The organism is uncultured Campylobacter sp., assembly GCF_947255105.1.
Taxonomy (GTDB): domain Bacteria; phylum Campylobacterota; class Campylobacteria; order Campylobacterales; family Campylobacteraceae; genus Campylobacter_B.
Genome location: NZ_CAMYFP010000001.1, coordinates 126,510 through 144,784, shown reverse-complemented (window position 1 = coordinate 144,784; position 18,275 = coordinate 126,510). Strand labels below are relative to the sequence as shown.

Below are 18,275 nucleotides of genomic sequence, written 5' to 3'. Positions count from 1 at the left end.
TTTAAATTTATATTTAAACGCCCATAAATAGCCATGTTACATACTTCATAACAAAAACAGATAGTATTGCAAAAGCTGTCATTAAGCCAACTATTGTATAGAGTGCATTTGTGCCATTTCTCTCAATAAAAGGCTCTGTTTTAGGCTCTTTTAAAAAGACAAAAACTATAACTCTTAAGTAATAATAGGCTCCTATTGCACTATTTATCACAACAACCAACGCAACTAAATTAAAGCCACTTGAGATAAGAGTATTTAGCAAAAACATCTTTCCCCAAAAGACTCCGAAAGGTGGAATTCCTGTAAGCCCAAACATAAAAATAGCAAGACTTAAAGCAAGTAGTGGCGCATTTTTAACCATGCCGCAATATTTTGTTAGCGGATGGTCAAATCTGTTGTTTTGTTTGTCTGCATAGATCCAAAGTATGGCAAATGCCCCAACATTTATGAAACCAAACATCACCCAATAGACAAAAATTGAAGCTATTGCCACATCTGTAGCAATAACCAAAACAGAGAGAATATATCCAGCATGAGCAATGGAGCTAAAAGCAAGCATTCTTTTTATATCTACCTGTCTAAGGGCGGCCAAGTTTCCAAAGGTCATAGTGATAAGTGATACAACCAAAAGAAGCAACTTAAACTCATAAAAGTTCCCCAACAAAAATGGCTCAAAAAGCCTTATAGCGATGACAAAAGCTGCTATTTTAGGAACTATTGAGATAAATCCAGCCATTACTTCACTAGAGCCCTCATAAACATCGGCAAGCCAAGTATGAAAAGGAACTACTGAGATCTTAAAACCAACAGAAAGTAGTATAAATATAGAGCCCAAAAGCACTATCTTTGCCTCGCCCTCTCCAAGTCTTGAGCTAACAAAGATAATATCGCCAATATCAACACTTCCACTAGCATAGTATAAAAGTGCCGCACCAAAGGCAAAGAAGCCAGCACTTACCGCTCCCATTACAAAATACTTAATTGCCGCCTCTATCGCTCTTTTTTTGTTGTGCAGTGCTATCAAAGTATAAAGTGCAAGAGAGGCAGTTTCTAAAGAGATAAAGATAAGAATTATGTTGTTGGAGCTTACCATAAAGCAATATGCCGCCAACATAAAAAGATAGAGCACAAAATACTCATGCAAACTATACTCGTGAAATTTAAGCCTAGAAAAGCTCATAAAGAGAAAAAAGAGAGCAAAAAGCAATATAAGCACTATTGCTATAAGTGCAATATTGTCTAGTATTATAAGCCCTCCAAAGCCACTTCTTAGCTCTTTTGCACCAAAAATCAGCCCCATTGATAAAATGATAGCCATAGCAGAAGTTAGTGCATAAAAGTTGTTTGAAAGCTCCTTTTTTACTATTGCAATGGTAAGCAAAAATAGTGCAAAAAAACAAAGTGTCATCATCGGAGCTATGGTTGAGATGTTTAAGGTGCCAAAATCCAAAATAAAACTACTTCCCATTAAAACTCCTCAAAATAGATGGTATTGTCAAGCTTTGCTTTAGTTTGTGGTGATGACTTCTCATAAATTTGAGTCATTTGATCCTTAACAGCGCTATCAATATCTTTTAGGATAATGTTTGGAAAGACTCCCAAAACAAAGACCAAAATAGCGATTGGAACTATTGAAAAGAGCTCTTTGAAATTTAGATCCTCCAGTGCTTTGTTTTTAGGGTTGGAAAGCTCACCAAAAAAGGTTCTTTTGTATAAATTTAAACTATATATCGCACCCATTATGATACCAAGCCCACCAAATATAGCATAAAATGGCGATAGTCTAAAGACACCAAGCAAACTCAAAAACTCACCAACAAAACCAATAGTTAGCGGAAGACCAATAGAGCCTAACATTACTATTGCAAACAAAAATGAGTAAAGAGGCATGACCTTTGCAACTCCTCCAAACTCACTCATTAGCTTTGTTTCTCTTCTATCATAGATAAAGCCAACAAGCATGAAAAGCCCACCACTAACTAGGCCATGACTTATCATCAAAAATAGCGCCCCACCAACTCCCTCAACACTCATAGAAAAGATACCAAGCATGACTATTCCCATATGAGCGATAGAGCTATAGGCAATAACCTGCTTAATATCTTCTTGAAAAAAGGCTATAAAAGAGGCATAAATAACCATAATAATGGCAACTATACAGAAAAATGGTGCAAAATAAAGTGACGCATCTGGAAAAAATAGAAGGTCAAATCTAACAAAACCATAAGTTCCCATCTTTAAAAGCACAGCCGCTAGTAGTATAGAGCCAACTGTTGGTGCTTTGCCATGAGCATATGGAAGCCATGTATGGAATGGAAAGAGTGGCGTTTTTATAGCAAATGAGAAAGAGAGTGCAAGAAGTAGCCACACTTGAGTCTTAAATGGCAAGGTTAAATTCTTCCAGTCATCTAGTGAGAAGCTATAGGCTCCAAACTGCTTATAGTGTAGATATGAAAGAGTTATTATGCCTATTAGTAGAAACATTGAGCCAAAAAAGGTATAGATAAAAAACTTAACCGCAGCATAAATTTTGTTTTCTCCGCCCCAATATCCTATGATGTAAAGCATTGGTAAGAGTGAGAGCTCCCAAAAGAGATAAAAAAGTATGGCATCGTTGCTTAAAAAAACTCCCATCATTGTCATTTCAAGCAGTAAGATTGCGATGATACTCTGTTTTACTCGCTTTTTTAAATTTAGACTAATTAGCGTTAAAAGTGTTATAAATGAGCTAAGAATTACCAAAAACAGAGAAATTCCATCGACCTTTAGCTGGTAATTAAATCCAAGCTCAGAGACTATTTTTATCGTAGGATCTGCTATAAATGGTGCTTTGGTTTGTAATAAAGAGAAATTTATCCACAAAATGATAGTAAAGGCAAGCTCCAAAAAAGCGGCAAAGATAGAATAAACTCTAATGCTTTTCTCATCTATAAAAAATGCAAAAAGTGCAGCAATTGCTGGAAAAAACAGAATAAGCGTCAAAATATAGTCCATAAACTTCCTTTAAACAACCAAAATATAGAGCAAAAATATAAAAAAGCCTATCACCATAAGGCGAATCATAGATGAGAGATTGCCACTTTGAAGTCTAGTAGCAACCGTTCCTATCTCCATTATAAATTTCGCCAAGCCATCTACAAACTTATCTATAACTCTACTATCAACCGCCGCACAAAACCTAGAAAGCGCGTAATATGGTTTTACAACAAATTTATCATAAAAGTGCGGAATGTAGTATTGGTTGATAAGAACTCTGTAGATGAAATTATCTTTAAATTTCGCCCCAAATAGCTCTTTTTTATAGGCATAAATGGCAAAAAATATAGTCGCAATGACAAGAAAAAGTGTCAAAGCTATAAGGCTATAGTGGGCTTTGTGAGTTAGCTCTAACTTAAGCTCCGGTAGGAAAATAGCCATAATCTCTAAAAAACTATCACCAAACCAACCAGCGATTATGGAGAGTAGTGCAAGCGGTGTAAGTGAGATTAACATAAAGTTTTTCACCTCTTTTGGCTCAAAACTAAGCTTTCTCTCTCCAAAAAAAACGACCATTATAAGTCTAGTGCTATAAAAGGCTGTAAAGATAGCGCCAACCAAAAGAGCCGCCCAAATATAGTATAAATTTGACCCAAATGCCGCCTCCAAAATTTGATCTTTTGAGAAAAATCCTGCAAATGGATAGATACCAACAAGTGCCAAAGAGGCAATCATCATAAGCAGTGCTGTTGGTCTTAAATAGCTATAAAAAGCGCCCATCTTAAAGATATTTAGCTCATCTTTTGTAGAGTGCATGATATTGCCAGCTCCCAAAAACAGAAGCGACTTAAAAAAAGCGTGAGTTGCTAGATGGAATATCGCAATGCCATATGCCCCAATGCCCGCTGCAACAAACATATAACCAAGTTGTGAAAGCGTTGAGTAGGCAATAATCTTTTTCAAATCTCTACAAACCAAAGCCAAAGAGGCGCCAAAAAGTGCAACAAAGGTGCCAAGATAGGCGATAAATGCCGAAACTTCTGGCACCATCATATAAAGTGGATAGACTCTTACTACAAGATAGACTCCAGCTGTTACCATTGTAGCTGCGTGAATGAGTGCAGAAACAGGCGTTGGTCCTGCCATTGCATCGGCTAGCCATGTATGAAATGGAAACTGCGCTGACTTGCCCATAGCACCGATAAACAGAGCTATAGCGATAAAAAGTAGTGTGCCACTGCTAAGAGTATCTAACATGAAGAAAAAGTCGCTAAATTTAATTGTCCCACAATAGACATAGATGGCAAATATACCGACCAAAAGTCCAAGATCTGCAACTCTATTCATGATAAAAGCCTCATTTGCACACCAGCTTACATTTTTGCGCTCATACCAAAAACCAATAAGCAACCAAGATGAGAGTCCAACTCCCTCCCAGCCGATAAAAAGTCCAATAAAGTTGTCACTAGTGATTAAAAAAAGCATAGAAAAGACAAAAAGTCCCAAATAGCTAAAAAATTTGTTAAAGCCTCTATCATCTTCCATATAGCCGATAGAGTAGATATGAACCACACTTGCAACAATGCCAACTATACTCATCATAACTACACTTAACTGATCTAAAAGTAGCGAATAGGTGAAATTTAGCCCCCCTATAGTTATAAAATCTCCCAAATTTATAGTCATATGGCCAGATCTTACAACAACTTCAAAGAGCATAAAAGAGCAAATTGTGCTTGCAACAATCAAAAATGTTGAGATAATAGCAACAAAGAGCGACTTTTTTGAGTTAAAAAAGAGTCCAGCAAAGATAAATGAGACAAGCGGAGCAAAAAATGCAACATAGATATAAAAAAGCATTCTCTACCACCTCATATTTTCTAAACTATTAAGTTCGATTGAGCCACTTTTCTTATACCAAAGTATCAAAAGTCCAAGTCCAACAACAACTTCACTAGCAGCTATGGCTATGATAAAAAGTGCAAAAATCTCACCTGCAAAATCGCTATAATAGTGCCCAATAGCAACAAGTGCAACATTTGCTGAGTTTAGCAATATCTCTGTAGAAAAAAGCAACATAAGGATATTTTGCCTTTTTAAAACGCCTATTAGTCCAATGGCAAACATTATAAAAGCAACTACTAAGTAGTGCATAAGTCCTATGCTCATCTCTCCTCCTTTGTAGTTATGGAGTTGTCCATCTGTCTGTGAACAAGCACAATACCACCTATCATAGCAACCAAAAGCATAATGGCAACCAACTCAAATACCACCAAATAGTGTGTAAAAATCAAAATACCGATATATTTTATGTTATCGAGGTTTTCTACAACTGGATATCTTATCTGCAAATTTGTTTTGGTGGTGACAAATAGCGTTATAAAGATAAGTAAAATCGCTATAGAGATGCTAAGTATCCAAGCGGCTGAGTTTTTTTGCTCTTTTATCTCCTTATTGGCATCAAAAAACATCATCGCAAAAGCATAAAGCACCATAACAGCGCCTGTGTAGATGATGATTTGCACAACTCCTAAGAAGTCTGCATTTAAAAGAAAAAAAAGTCCTGAGACAAATATCATAGCAGCAGCAAGAGAGGTCATGGCATTTAGGACATTTTTAGAGATAACACTTATTGCAAAAAAGATAATTGCAGTAGCGCTAAAAAAATAAAAAGCTATAGTCTCAAACATCTTTGCTCTCCCCGCTCTCATCAATTTGCATCCAAAAAGGTGTAAATTTCACAGCTTCATCTGCATCTTTTGGTAGTGAGCCATATCCTCCAAACTCCTTTTGACTTCGCAACTTTGAAGCTGGAGTTAAAAAATCCTCCTTAAAGCCAAAGCTAGCTCTTTGTTCAGTTGCAATCTCATACTCGCCTCCATGAACAATAGCCAACTCTGGGCAGACATCGGCACAAAGCCCACAATAGACACATCTACCCAAATTTATAGAGTAGTTTTCCACCTTTTTTCTGCCATTTTCATCTAAGCTAGTTTGCATAGCTATGCAGTTACTAACACAAATTTTCTCACAAAGCCCACATCCAATGCAGCGCTCATTACCACTTTCTAACAATCTCAAAAGTCTATGCACGCCACGATACCTGTCATTTAAGATGAGTTTTTCTCTTGGATATAAAAGAGTGTGTGAGTTTCCCTTTTTAACCATCTCTCTAAAGACAACCCAAAGTCCTATCAAAAGATCGGCTCCAAAGCTATTTTTCACAAATCTTTTAAATTTCTCAAAAGAGTTTTTTGGCTCTATGCGCTCATCTACTCTTATATAATCACCCATAACCAAACTCCTAAATCAAAACAATAGCTGTTACAAATACGCAAAGCAAAGCAAGTGGCAAAAGCACCTTCCAACAAAGCCACATAAGCTGATCTGGTCTAAGATGAGGCCACGCTCCTCTTGCCCATAGAAACAAAAAGAAAAAGAAGCTTGACTTTAATATCATCATAATGCCACCTGGTATAAACCACATAGAGTTAAAGCCGCCAAAAAATAGAAGCGATATCACTATGGAGTAGGTAATCATGTTTGCATATTCGGCTATAAAAAATGTTCCAAAACGCATACCAGAATAGGCAGTTGTGCAACCTGCCACAAGCTCTGTTTCATTTTCGGTAAGACAAAGCGGCGTTCTGTTGCACTCTATAAAACTTGCCGTCAAAAACAAAATAAAGCAAAGTGGCTGATACCAAATGAGCCAGTTGCCAATCCCATCTTTTTGATAATTGACAATATCTATAAGAGAGAGTGAGCCAACCATCATAACTATCGGTATAAGACTTAACCCATTTACAATCTCAAAGCTTAAAAGTTGCAGCACAGTTCTCATAGAGCCAATAAGACCCCATTTGTTATAGCTTGCAAAGCCACCCGCAAGAAGTCCATAAACAGAAGTTGCACTAACTCCAAGTAAAAAAAGCAAAGCGATGTTTACATCACTTAATATCGGATGAATAGTTCGCCCAAAAAGTGTAAATTCGGGCAAAAATGGCACAACGCTAAGTGCAACAAAGGCGCCGCAAACTGAGATAAGTGGTGCTATTTTGAAAATGATTTGGTTTGAGTTGGCTGGAACGCTATCCTCTTTGGTAAAAAGCTTTATCATATCGGCAACAATTTGGATTAAACCAAACGGACCTACCATCCACGGACCAACACGGCGCTGCATATATGCAAGCACCTTTCGCTCAGCATAAGTTCCAAGTCCTGCAAGTAGCGAAATTATCGCCAATATAACCAAAGCTTTTATCACAGTTACAATGACAAAAAATGCAAAATCACCCATTTTTCTCTACCTCAAACTCTGCATATCTACTCTCAAAAAAGCCATCAATATCTATTTTTTCATCAAAGTCGCCAATATAAGCTGCGTCGATATTGTCATCTTTTATGAGTTTTACTGTTAGTTGCTTCTCGCCCCTTTTTATAACAACGCTATCTTCCAAGCTTAAACTATTTTCTTTTAAAAACTGCTCACCAACATAGAGCCCGCCTGCGCTATTTAGATTTGTGCTTTTGTTGGTGTAGCGGCTAAATTGATTGATAGGATTTGCTCTGTAGATAGTGATATCTTTTGGCTTGCTATTGTGGTTTTCTATGCTAAACTCTTCGTTGCTGCCACTGCTTTTTATATAATCAAGCTCATATCCTCTATGTGCAACTCCTGCGTTGTCATAGTAGTTTTGAAGAGTTTCAAACTCTATTTTTTGATAGGGACTTTTTGCAAGCTCTCCCAAATTTAGACCAACTCTTTTTAAAATATCACTAAGTCTATATCCATCGTATCTAAGTGCTGCTCTTGTTGGAACTACCATTTTATCATAGTTTGTAAAGCTGCCATCTTGTTGGTTTAGCGCTGGTGCGTCCAAATCACCATCATAAACATCAAACTTAACATCGCCATCTTCGTTATAACCAAGTATCTTTTCGCTTGGCTTAGATGATAGCTTACAGATAAGAGAAACTCCCAAAGTATTGGTCTTTGTTGGTATAATCATCACCTTAAATTTGCTAAATTTCTGAATAAGTCCCAAAACTCTAGCTATCGCTAAGCTATTTTTACTATAGATAAAGTCCTCGCCAACTATCAAAAGAGGCGAGCTACTCTCTTTCATCTCATCAATATTTAGGTGAGTTATGCCAAGCACTTTTGCATAATTTGAAATCTTTATAACCTCATCTTTGCTAGGCTCTTCATCGCCACTTACTACTTTTTTTTCGCTGCTAAATTCATTTTTGAGCTTTTCATCTAGCCAAGCAGGGAGATTTTGACAAAAATTTTGCGCTATCCAAAGTAAAATCTCAATATCTAAATTTGGACTATGCTTAACAGACTCTATCTTTTTGGAGTAATTCATCAAAACACTATCTGACAGTGGATGAAAATATAGCGCCCTAGCATATTTGTTTAGCTTAAGGGCGTTATTTAACTTATAGCTTAAATTTGGCGCGTCATATCTTAAAAAACTTCCAGCTATGACCAAAAAATCGCTTTTTGCAATATCGCTGCTGCTGCCGCTATATAAATTTGAACCGCTAAATTTAGAAAACTCAGTTAAAAAGTCTTGATATTTTTTAGCCTCTTCGTTTATCAAATTTAGGTTAAATTTCTCTCTTAGCAGCTCCAACATATAGGCCTCTTCGTTGGTTATGAAGCTGTTAAATTTGATAGTTTTGATGGTGCCATTTTGGATTTTGGTGGCAATTCTTTCAAAAACAATGCTATTTTTGCTACTTTTTTCTTTGTGAAAATCAAAACCAAATCTAGCAGCGCCGCTTATATGCCCAAAGCAAAAGTCATTGCTTACTCTATAGATCTTTTTTTCTCTCTCTTCAATGCCCTTTTCTTTGACCTCATAGTAGATAAGTTCGCAGTCGCTTGAGTGGGGATTGGAGGCTGGTATTTTTGTAAGTTCCCACGAGTTAGAAGAGTATTGAAAATGAGTTGTTATGATGGCACCTGTTGGACAAACTGCACTACATTCGCCGCACATACCACACAAAAGACTCTCTTTGTCGCCCTCTATGGAGATCGTGCCTTTTTGAACTCTGTTAAGCACTGCATAAGCCTCTTTTTGCATACTCTCTTTTAGACTCTTATCAAGAGGCATGGCGCCACTTGGAGCAACTTTTAGCGCTGATTCGCCGATTTTGTCTTTGCAAACCTTAACACATCTCTCACAAAGTATGCAAAGTGTTGGCTCATATCTTAACATACCCCAATTTTGCGTAGGTTTAAAGATGTTTTCTACGCCATATTTTACCTCATCGACCTCAAGAAGATGGACATAGTTTTGCAACTCGCACTCTCCACTCTTATCACAAACTCCGCATTCTATGGGGTGGTTGATGCAGTAGGTTTGCATTATCGCTTTGCGCTCTTTGTTTAATTCTTCGCTATCTGTTGTGATGTTCATTCCATCTTTTGCCTTTGCATTGCAACTATAGACTCTCTTTCCGTCTGCTTCTACAACGCAAAGTCTGCAGGCAAGAGTTGGTGTGCAACCACTCAAATAACAGAGCGCTGGAATAAAAATCCCATTTGCTCTTGCGATATTAAGGATATATTCGCCCTCATTGCACTCGATAAGTTGATTGTCTATTGTAATTTGTGCCATTTTTATACTTTAGCTATTTTTGCCACTTCAAAAGCATAATTATCGACATTCTTAAGCCCAAGTAAGGCTATTGTCCCCTTTAAGCTCTCATCTAAAACAAACTCTTTTTCTATCATGCCATCTTTTAATTCAATCTTTACTTTTTGTCCATTTTTGATCTTGGCAGCAAGTGCAAAAAACTTGCCACCTCTAAAAAGCTCATCTTTGTTGTGTTTAAAAACTACAGCTCCATCATACTCATCAAGCTCTTTTAACTCTTCTAGCTCTTGCTTGAACTTATACTCTTTTCCATCAAGTCCTACTATCTTGGCTCCCGTTTTTTGGGAGATGATGGATAAAAAAGCCTTTATGTTATTGCTATCTTTGTGATGAGAAATTTGATCTTTTTCGATGATGATAGAGCAACAGCCCTTTTTTAAAAACTCTTCAATATGCTCTATCTCATCTTCACCAACACTGCACTCAGCACTCAAATAACAATGGTCTAAATTTGCAAAATAGTCGCTCTTTTGAAATTTAGAGCAAACTAGCGCCAAAACATAGCTTATCGCCCCTATTTCACACTTTATTTCTTCGCCATTTTTAAAGCCTTGATCATCAAACGGACTTATCGTTAAAACATTTTCATCTTGATACTTTGAAAAAAGCTCCTCATCTTCAAATTTCAAAAGTGAAGTTAAATTTAATATTCTCATATAATTCCCCTTTTTACAACTATAGTCCAATCAACTTGATTAAATTTCAAAGAGTTAAGCAGTGTTAAATTTAGCGCCGATACAAGTTCAACACTCTTTTTAACAGAGCTATAATCGCCAATCTCAAACAAAAAAATCATAACCTCGCCGCTTTTAGAGTCCTTTAAAATCTCGCCCATACGGACCAAAAAACTCCCCTTTAGATGTCTTAAGTCATATCTTTTCATCTATCTACCTCGCCTAAGATAATGTTTGTGCTGCCAATTATAGCGGCGATATCGGCAATATACTGCCCAACCATAAGCTCTTCATAGATAGCACAGTGCCAAAAACTAGGTGTTCTAATCTTTAGTCTATAAGGGCTGCTCTCGCCCTTTGAACAAATAAAATAGCCAAGCTCGCCCTTTGGTGTCTCTGTAGCATGATATATCTCGCCAACTGGCGGTTTTAGCCCTTGTGTTATAAGCACAAAATGCTGCATAACAGAGTAGTTTTGAGTCATTATCTGCTCTTTAGATGGACTTACATATTTTGGATTGTTAGCAATGATTTGACTATCTGAGCTGTTGTATAGAGCTCTTGTTTGAAAAAGAATCTTCACACTCTCTCTAATCTCTTGCATATAGCACTTATATCTTGCATAACAATCGCCCTCTGTCGCATAAGGGACATCAAAGTCAAGCTCATCATAGATAAGATAGGGCTCCTCTTTTCTTATATCCCATTTATAGCCACTTCCTCTTAACATAACGCCGCTACAGCCCCAAGAAAGCGCCATCTCTTTAGTAACTACTCCAACACCTTTGGTACGCATTTGCCAAATTCTGTTGTTATCAAGTAGATCTTCATAGTCTTTCACACCGGCTAAAATTTTATTGCAAAGCTCATCTTGCTCATCAAACCAACCATCTGGAAGATCTAAAAAAACTCCACCTATCTTGATGTTGTGATGTGTAAGTCTTGCACCTGAATACTTTTCTATCATGTCGAGTATATACTCACGCTCTCTAAAACAGTATAAAAAAACAGTCATCGCCCCAATATCAAGCGCATGAGTTGCCAAAAAAAGAAGATGTGATGAGATACGATTTAACTCCAAAAGTATTGTGCGGATAATCTGCGCTCGTCTTGGCACCTCTATACCACAAAGCTTTTCAACTGCTGCACAAAGTCCGTAGTTGTTGGAACCAGAAGCTACATAATCAACCCTATCAGTCACCGGCATAAACTCATTGTAAAACATGTTTTCTGCCATCTTTTCAATGCCTCTATGCATATAACCAACTCCTGGCCTTGCTCTAGTTACAAGCTCACCATCAATATCAAGCACCAAACGAAGCTGACCATGCGCTGATGGGTGCTGTGGGCCGAAATTTAATATCATCTTTGAGTCAAGTTTTTCATACTCTATATTTTCAAAAAAGGCTTTGAGTCTGTTAGGTTGCTGCATTATTTTCTCTTTTTAATCTCTTTAAATTTATCTCTTTTTACTTTTTTAACAAAAGCTACACCCTCTTCTTCTTGATACTCAGTCAAAGATGGCTTTTCTGGAATCTCTCCACCATACTCGCTATCATGATAAAGTCTTGCAAAGTTGAAGCTATCTTTGCTATCGATAAAACTTGGATCTCTATTTTCTTCGCCTATAATAGCTCTATACTCTTTTCCAAAAATCTTATCTACCTCATACCACTTTGCCGCTTCATCGCCCTGTAAAGGATAGGATTTTAAAAGTGGATGTCCGTGCCAATCATCTGGCATTATAAGTCTGCTTAAATTTGGATGATCCTTTATCCAAACTCCCATCATATCGTAAAGCTCTCGCTCCGCCCAATTTGCGCTTTTGTAAAGCGAAGTTACACTCTTTAAAAACTCCTTTTCTTTGACAAACACAACAACTCTTGCCCTAAAGGCTCTTTTTATATCTAGTAGCTGATAAGAAACCTCAATACCACCCCTTTGCTCTATCTCATCAACACCAAAAATATCGCACAAAATAGTATAACCAAGCTCTTTCATCTCTTTTAAGATGGTTAAATTTAGCTCTCTATCTGCCTTTAGTATAAGTTGCTCAAACTCAACATAGCCAACATCTACAAAGCCCTTCAATCTCTCATAATCACTAGCAAACTTAGTATCTTTTGGTTCTTTTTTCTTAGTTTTTAAAGGAACGTAAAATCTATCTTTATAGCCTCTCATCATATCAACCTCTTTGGCGCTCTAGCTCTTTTTGGGCTCTCTTTTCTTATCTTTTTTTGAAGTATCATAAGTGCATATTGAAGAGTCTCAGGACGTGGGGCACAGCCTGGAAGATAGATATCTACAGGAATTACCCTATCGACTCCTTGCACTGTTGCATAGGTATTAAACATTCCACCTGTATTTGCACAACTTCCCATACTTATGACCCATTTTGGCTCTGGCATCTGATCATAAAGTCTTCTTGTAAACTCAGCATGTTTTTTGGTTAGCGTCCCTGCAATTATCATAACTTCAGAGTGCTTTATACTTCCTCTAAAAATAGTTCCAAAGCGATCAAAATCATATCTTCCTGCTCCACTTGCCATCATCTCTATAGCACAGCATGCAAGTCCATAATTGGCCGCCCAAAGTGAGTTACTTCTTCCCCATTGTATGAGCTTATCTATAGTGGTCAATACAACTGGACTTGAGTTATTTTTTCTATAGTCTATTTTACTCTCTGCCAATCCAACGCCCCTTTACTCCATGCATAAATTAGTCCAATAACAAGAATTGTAATAAATAAAATCATCTCAATAAGACCAAACATGCCAAGTATTTTGAAATTTACCGCCCATGGAAACATAAAAATTATCTCAACATCAAAAAGGATAAAGAGCATTCCTATTAGAAAAAAATGTGAATTTATCTTATTTGGCTGACGGATTGATACTGGACCACTCTCATAGGTCTCTGTTTTTAGTCGCTCATCTTTTTTATCTGCCAAGCGATTGCCAACCATAGCTGAAAGTGTAGTTATAAGCCAAAATATACAAAAGGTAAGAATTAGCATCACAAATGCGCCAAAATAAGAGCTATAAGCCATATGTGACATTTAAGTAACTCCTTATCGTTATATTAGATAATTCTACTTTAATAATCTTTGATTTATCTTTAAAATATTTTTTGTTCTTAGCTAAAGTAGATAGTGAGTTCTTTTTTTACACATTTTAAAAAATAGCTTTGGTTGTCTATTTTAATGATATAATTCTAACACTTCAAATCAAGGCAGTTGTGTTGAAAAATTTAATAGCATTAATCTCAGTTAGTTGTATAGTCATCATATTGGCAGGCTTAAAAGCGGCCTCAAGCGTGGTAGTGCCATTTTTATTGGCTCTTTTTTTGGCAGTTATTGCCTCATCTGCTCTAAATTTATTACAGAAATTTAAAATACCGCGTATTATCGCCTTTTTTATAACCTGCGCCTTCTTTTTTGGAATCATCACAATAGTTGGAAAGATTATCTTTACAACACTGGCTGATTTTACAACACAATTTCCAGAACTTCAGCATAAATTTCAACTTCTCATGCAAGAAAGCATCGATAAAATAAACTCCTATGGTATAGTCTATATAGACACCAAACTAATTGGATTTGATACAAATGTCGTGCTTGCAACATCAAAGAAATTTATCAAAGGTGCAGGATCGTTTTTGTCAATGTCGTTTTTTATCTTTTTGATGGTCTCATTTATGCTATTTGAGGTTGATTCACTTAGAAAAAAGATTGATTTTTTAGATAGAAGCAACCCAAGAGCAAAGGTTTTTATAGCAACTTTTATCTACAATCTTAAAAAATATCTTCTTATAAAAACTATCGCCTCTGGAGCAACAGGTGCGATTATAGCATTGCTACTTTGGGTGCTATCTGTGCCTTATGCAGCACTTTGGGGCGTTCTTGCCTTTTTATTAAACTACATACCAACTATTGGATCAATTGTAGCTGCCATTCCAACGCTTTTTATCACACTTGCAACTAGCGATATAACAACTGCTTTTTGGGTTACTAGTGTCTATCTCTTTGTAAATATTTTGATTGGCAATATAATTGAACCTCGTTTCATGGGAGAAGGACTTGGTATCTCCACCATTTTAGTTTTGGTTAGTTTGCTTCTTTGGGGCTATATATTTGGCATTGCGGGGCTATTTTTGGCAATTCCACTTACTATGACTATGCAAATTGCTCTAGCTTCCAACCCAAAAACAAAACTCATTGCCATATTGCTTAGCAACGATTTGACTAAAAAATCAAAAAAGAGATCTAATTAATATAAATCCAACTGAGCTAAGTAGTGCTGCAGCAGGCAAAGTTACAACCCACGCTAGCCCTATTTTTTTCATAAGGCGCCAGTTGGCCTCTCTATTTACAAGTCCAATTCCAATAATTGCACCTATCAAAATGTGAGTAGAAGAGACAGGAAGCCCAAGAACTGAAGCTCCCATCACAACTCCAGCAGCTGAGAGCTCAGCACTTAGCCCAGAGGCGGGGTGGATTTTGGTAAGATGTGTACCAACTGTTGCTATCACCTCTTTTCCTATAAACCAAAGCCCCACAACAAGTGCAACTCCAAAGGTAAGAAGCACTATTGGCTGAGTATTTGAAGTAAGTGCAATCTCGCCATTTCGCAAAGTATCAAAAATGGCAGCAAATGGCCCAACAGCATTGGCAATATCATTTGAACCATGAGAAAAGGCAAAACCAGAGGCGGTAAAGACTTGAAGCCATGAAAATATAAGAAATGTTGATTTGGATAAATTTGACTTTCTAAGTGTCTTTGCCAAGATAAACATCGACATCCAAACAGCAGAGCTAATCATAATAAGAATTAAAAAGTTTTGTAGCAACGAAAGCCCAAGATCTAAATTCTTAAAACCTTTAAAGATGACCATACTACCAATGACAAAGGTTCCAAGTGCTGCAACTATAGGAACGCCAATCTCCAAAGCTTTGTGACTCTTTAAATTCTCTTTTTTACTATCTATTGCATACATTTTTTTATAGTAAGTTGAGTCAAGATCACTTGGCTCAAAAAAGGGACTTTTCATCGCAAGGGCATCTCTATTCATCGCCTCAGCAACTATAACCTTCTCCCTATCGCTCAAAGAGTCAAAATACTCTTTATGCTCCTTTTTTAGCTGCCTTCTTTTTCTTTTGAGATTGTCAATCTTTGCTTGCGCTATGACATTATAGTCAAGTATATAATACTTAATCGCCTTATAAACTAGATATGAAACCACCCCTCCAAGCAGAGGCGATAAAAACCACGAGATGACTATCTTAGAGAGATTGCCCCACTTTACCAAAGAGAGTATGTGAATGTTTGGATCTTCTATTATAAATCCAAAAGTAAGGCTAGAGCCAACTATTGCTCCAACTATGGCATGAGTTGTAGAGACTGGCCAACCTTTAAATGTAGCAATAAGTAGCCAAAGTGCAGCAGCAATTAGCGCACTCATCATTATAAAGATAAAATCATGAGGATCTAGCCCCATATCATCAAGCTTTACAAGTCCAGTTTTAATAGTATTTGTTACGTTTGAGCCAGCAAGAACAGCACCACCTACTTCAAAAATAGCAGCTATACAAAGTGCTTGAGTAAGAGTAAGTGTTCCAGAACCTACACTCGTGCCAAAGGCATTTGCAACATCATTTCCGCCGATATTAAATGCCATAAAGATACCAAAAAGAGAAGATAGCACAAAAATAGTTTTATTCCCATCGCCTATAAAACCAAAGCCCCATATAAGAAAATAGATAATAAACCCTATGAGTAATCCACCAAAAAAAACATTGAGATACGAATTTCTCATAACTTCCCTTTTTGTAAATTTAATCCAAATTATACACTAAAAAAATTATTTTAAAATATAGTAAAAGGCTACCAACCAAAGAATTACTGAGTTTGAGATAGAGAAAAATACAGCAGCTGATGCTAGGTCTTTTGCAGCCTTTGCAAGAGGATGAAACTCCAAAGTTACCAAATCAACAGTCTTTTCAATGCCGCTATTTAAAAGCTCAACTATCAAAACTAAAAACATTGAACTAAAAAGTAGCGCCTTAAAAAGAAGTTCTAAATTTAAAAAGATGAGCAATACCGAGAAAATAAGGACAAAACAGAGCTCTATTACAAAAGCCATCTCATTTTTAAAAGCATAAAGCACTCCTTCAAATGCATATTTTGAGTTTTTAAAAAAATTGTATCCCTCTTTCATCAAATACCTCCAAATAAATGCAATTATACTAAATTTCAAATAAAACAAGTAAAATGTTACAATCTTATGGATAAATTTAGAGTTATTGCAATAGAAATTTAAGGATAGTTAATGAGAATAGTTGGTGATGTAACGGGCGGCCTAACAGCGGGAATTGTAGCACTTCCTCTGTGCCTAGCCTTTGGTATAGCAAGCGGACTTGGAGCAAGTGCTGGACTGTGGGGCGCTATAGCGCTTTGCTTTTTTGCCTCCATCTTTGGTGGTACCAAAACACAAATCTCTGGACCAACAGGACCTATGACTGTTGTAGTTGCAACGATAGTTTTAGCTTTTGATGGAAATATTGGGCTTGTGGCTGCTATCTTTATCTTAACAGGAATATTGCAGATGCTCTTTGGATTTTTGAAAATAGGAGATTTTGTCAAATTTATACCCTATCCTGTGGTCTCTGGCTTTATGAGCGGTGTTGGAGTTATCATCATCCTACTTCAAATCGCCCCAATGCTAGGATATAACTCAACTGGTAGCATTACAAAAGATCTTTTAAAAATACCCTTTATGTTAAAAGATATCCACATAAATACAGTGCTTATTACATTTTTTGGACTTGCAATTTTGTATCTAACGCCAAAAAAGATAGCTACACTGCTTCCAACACCGCTCATATCACTCATAGCAATTACAGCAATTGTGGTGCTGTTTGATATAGATGTAGCAAAAATAGGTGCCATGCCAACTTCTTTGCCCTCTTTTATAATCCCAAATTTAGAGTCAGATCATCTTATAAAAATAGCAACTTATGCCTTTATCTTGGCTGCTTTAGGCTCTATTGACTCTTTGCTTACTTCAGTAGTTGCAGACTCCATAACAAACACAAAGCACAACTCAAACAAAGAGCTAATCGGTCAAGGTCTTGGCAATATGGCAGCAGGTTTTATAGGCGGACTTGTTGGTGCTGGAGCAACCATGAGAACAGTCATCAACATAAAAACAGGCGGCAACAGCAGGCTATCTGGCGTAATTAGCGCGCTATTTTTGTTGATTGTCTTTTTGTTTATTGGCTCTTTAGTAGCACAAATCCCAATAGCAGCACTAAGCGCTATACTTATAAAAGTTGGCTTTGACATAATTGACTATAGACTTTTGAAAAACTACAAAGCTGTCCCAAAGAGTGAGCTAGTTGTTGCAGGCGTGGTCTTTTTTCTAACAGTTTTTGTTGATTTGATAGTTGCAGTTGCCATTGGATCGATTCTTTCAGCACTTTTCTCGCTCTGGGAGATAGTAGTTGAGTCAAGAGATCTACAAGTTATAAAATATGAGAAATTTAACCTAATAAGTATCAAAAATAGCTTTTTCTTTGCAAATCTCTCAAGCACAATGCAAAAGATAGAATCTCATCTTGATGAGCCTTTGGTGATCGATCTTAGAGGTGTTAAATTTATAGATCTCTCTGCAACTTATGGACTAAAAGATCTCTTTATAACTCAGAAAAATAAGAACTTGCCACTCTATTTTATATTTAATAAAGAGCAGTTAGAAAAGAAAAATATAAAAAATATTACCAGCTTTATAGGCAAGAATCATATCTTTACCTCAATGCCAGAACTTTATGACAGTATAAATGAGAAGTAAATTTAAACTTTAAAAAGATGGTGCGGACGAAAGGACTTGAACCTTCACGCCGTAAAGCACTAGATCCTAAGTCTAGCGTGTCTGCCAATTTCACCACGTCCGCACG

18 protein-coding genes and 1 tRNA gene are annotated in these 18,275 nt (G+C 36.8%); 2 read left to right on the top strand and 17 right to left on the bottom strand.

The features are described 5' to 3' along the window. Positions 1-13 precede the first annotated feature (13 nt). From nuoN to Q0X52_RS00720, 14 genes are read right to left on the bottom strand one after another with little or no spacing between them, the layout of a single operon-like run. Positions 14-1,468 carry an NADH-quinone oxidoreductase subunit NuoN gene (gene nuoN, locus Q0X52_RS00785; protein WP_297573534.1) on the bottom strand — a complete coding sequence of 485 codons (1,455 nt, stop codon included), beginning with the start codon at positions 1,466-1,468 and terminating at the stop codon, positions 14-16. Next, positions 1,468-2,994 (bottom strand): NADH-quinone oxidoreductase subunit M, encoded by a 1,527-nt coding sequence (locus Q0X52_RS00780; protein WP_297573532.1) that lies wholly within the window; start codon positions 2,992-2,994, stop codon positions 1,468-1,470. The genes nuoN and Q0X52_RS00780 overlap by 1 nt, the downstream gene beginning before the upstream one ends. 9 nt (positions 2,995-3,003) lie before the next feature. After that, entirely contained in the window at positions 3,004-4,836 is a 1,833-nt protein-coding gene (nuoL, locus tag Q0X52_RS00775; RefSeq protein WP_297573529.1) for an NADH-quinone oxidoreductase subunit L, read from the bottom strand. 3 nt (positions 4,837-4,839) lie between these two features. Next, a complete protein-coding gene (gene nuoK / locus Q0X52_RS00770; RefSeq protein WP_297573527.1) occupies positions 4,840-5,145 on the bottom strand; it encodes an NADH-quinone oxidoreductase subunit NuoK in 306 nt (101 codons plus the stop codon). After that, entirely contained in the window at positions 5,142-5,666 is a 525-nt protein-coding gene (locus Q0X52_RS00765; RefSeq protein ID WP_297573524.1) for an NADH-quinone oxidoreductase subunit J, read from the bottom strand. Before Q0X52_RS00765 ends, nuoK begins: the two co-directional genes overlap by 4 nt. Next, positions 5,659-6,270 (bottom strand): NADH-quinone oxidoreductase subunit NuoI, encoded by a 612-nt coding sequence (nuoI, locus tag Q0X52_RS00760; protein WP_297573521.1) that lies wholly within the window; start codon positions 6,268-6,270, stop codon positions 5,659-5,661. Before nuoI ends, Q0X52_RS00765 begins: the two co-directional genes overlap by 8 nt. Before the next feature lie 10 nt (positions 6,271-6,280). After that, positions 6,281-7,276 (bottom strand): NADH-quinone oxidoreductase subunit NuoH, encoded by a 996-nt coding sequence (nuoH, locus tag Q0X52_RS00755; RefSeq protein WP_297573518.1) that lies wholly within the window; start codon positions 7,274-7,276, stop codon positions 6,281-6,283. Continuing rightward, entirely contained in the window at positions 7,269-9,608 is a 2,340-nt protein-coding gene (locus Q0X52_RS00750) for an NADH-quinone oxidoreductase subunit G (protein ID WP_297573515.1), read from the bottom strand. Before Q0X52_RS00750 ends, nuoH begins: the two co-directional genes overlap by 8 nt. 2 nt (positions 9,609-9,610) lie before the next feature. Continuing rightward, positions 9,611-10,303: a hypothetical protein gene (locus Q0X52_RS00745; RefSeq protein ID WP_297573512.1), complete on the bottom strand. Its 693-nt coding sequence runs from the start codon at positions 10,301-10,303 to the stop codon at positions 9,611-9,613. Beyond that, on the bottom strand, positions 10,300-10,530 hold the full coding sequence (locus Q0X52_RS00740; protein WP_297573509.1) for an NADH-ubiquinone oxidoreductase subunit E family protein: 231 nt from the start codon (positions 10,528-10,530) through the stop codon (positions 10,300-10,302). Before Q0X52_RS00740 ends, Q0X52_RS00745 begins: the two co-directional genes overlap by 4 nt. After that, positions 10,527-11,753: an NADH dehydrogenase (quinone) subunit D gene (nuoD, locus tag Q0X52_RS00735; RefSeq protein WP_297573507.1), complete on the bottom strand. Its 1,227-nt coding sequence runs from the start codon at positions 11,751-11,753 to the stop codon at positions 10,527-10,529. The genes Q0X52_RS00740 and nuoD overlap by 4 nt, the downstream gene beginning before the upstream one ends. After that, positions 11,753-12,505 carry an NADH-quinone oxidoreductase subunit C gene (locus tag Q0X52_RS00730; RefSeq protein WP_297573505.1) on the bottom strand — a complete coding sequence of 251 codons (753 nt, stop codon included), beginning with the start codon at positions 12,503-12,505 and terminating at the stop codon, positions 11,753-11,755. Before Q0X52_RS00730 ends, nuoD begins: the two co-directional genes overlap by 1 nt. Then, positions 12,502-13,011: an NADH-quinone oxidoreductase subunit B family protein gene (locus Q0X52_RS00725; protein ID WP_297573502.1), complete on the bottom strand. Its 510-nt coding sequence runs from the start codon at positions 13,009-13,011 to the stop codon at positions 12,502-12,504. Before Q0X52_RS00725 ends, Q0X52_RS00730 begins: the two co-directional genes overlap by 4 nt. Next, positions 12,993-13,379 (bottom strand): NAD(P)H-quinone oxidoreductase subunit 3, encoded by a 387-nt coding sequence (locus tag Q0X52_RS00720; RefSeq protein WP_297573499.1) that lies wholly within the window; start codon positions 13,377-13,379, stop codon positions 12,993-12,995. The genes Q0X52_RS00725 and Q0X52_RS00720 overlap by 19 nt, the downstream gene beginning before the upstream one ends. Positions 13,380-13,561: 182 nt before the next feature. On the opposite strand from Q0X52_RS00720, the gene Q0X52_RS00715 reads away from it, so the two are divergent. After that, complete coding sequence (locus Q0X52_RS00715; protein ID WP_297573496.1) at positions 13,562-14,593, top strand: AI-2E family transporter; 1,032 nt, start codon at positions 13,562-13,564, stop codon at positions 14,591-14,593. Here Q0X52_RS00715 and Q0X52_RS00710 read toward each other — a convergent pair. After that, entirely contained in the window at positions 14,573-16,135 is a 1,563-nt protein-coding gene (locus Q0X52_RS00710; RefSeq protein ID WP_297573488.1) for an inorganic phosphate transporter, read from the bottom strand. The genes Q0X52_RS00715 and Q0X52_RS00710 overlap by 21 nt on opposite strands. A gap of 45 nt (positions 16,136-16,180) precedes the next feature. Then, positions 16,181-16,537 carry a diacylglycerol kinase gene (locus Q0X52_RS00705; protein WP_297573482.1) on the bottom strand — a complete coding sequence of 119 codons (357 nt, stop codon included), beginning with the start codon at positions 16,535-16,537 and terminating at the stop codon, positions 16,181-16,183. A 111-nt stretch (positions 16,538-16,648) separates the two neighbouring features. Between Q0X52_RS00705 and Q0X52_RS00700 the strand changes: the two genes are divergently transcribed. Further along, a complete protein-coding gene (locus tag Q0X52_RS00700) occupies positions 16,649-18,169 on the top strand; it encodes a SulP family inorganic anion transporter (RefSeq protein WP_297573479.1) in 1,521 nt (506 codons plus the stop codon). A gap of 18 nt (positions 18,170-18,187) precedes the next feature. Here the strand turns inward: Q0X52_RS00700 and Q0X52_RS00695 are convergent. Next, positions 18,188-18,272: transfer RNA gene (locus tag Q0X52_RS00695), tRNA-Leu, on the bottom strand. Between the last annotated feature and the right edge of the window lie 3 nt (positions 18,273-18,275).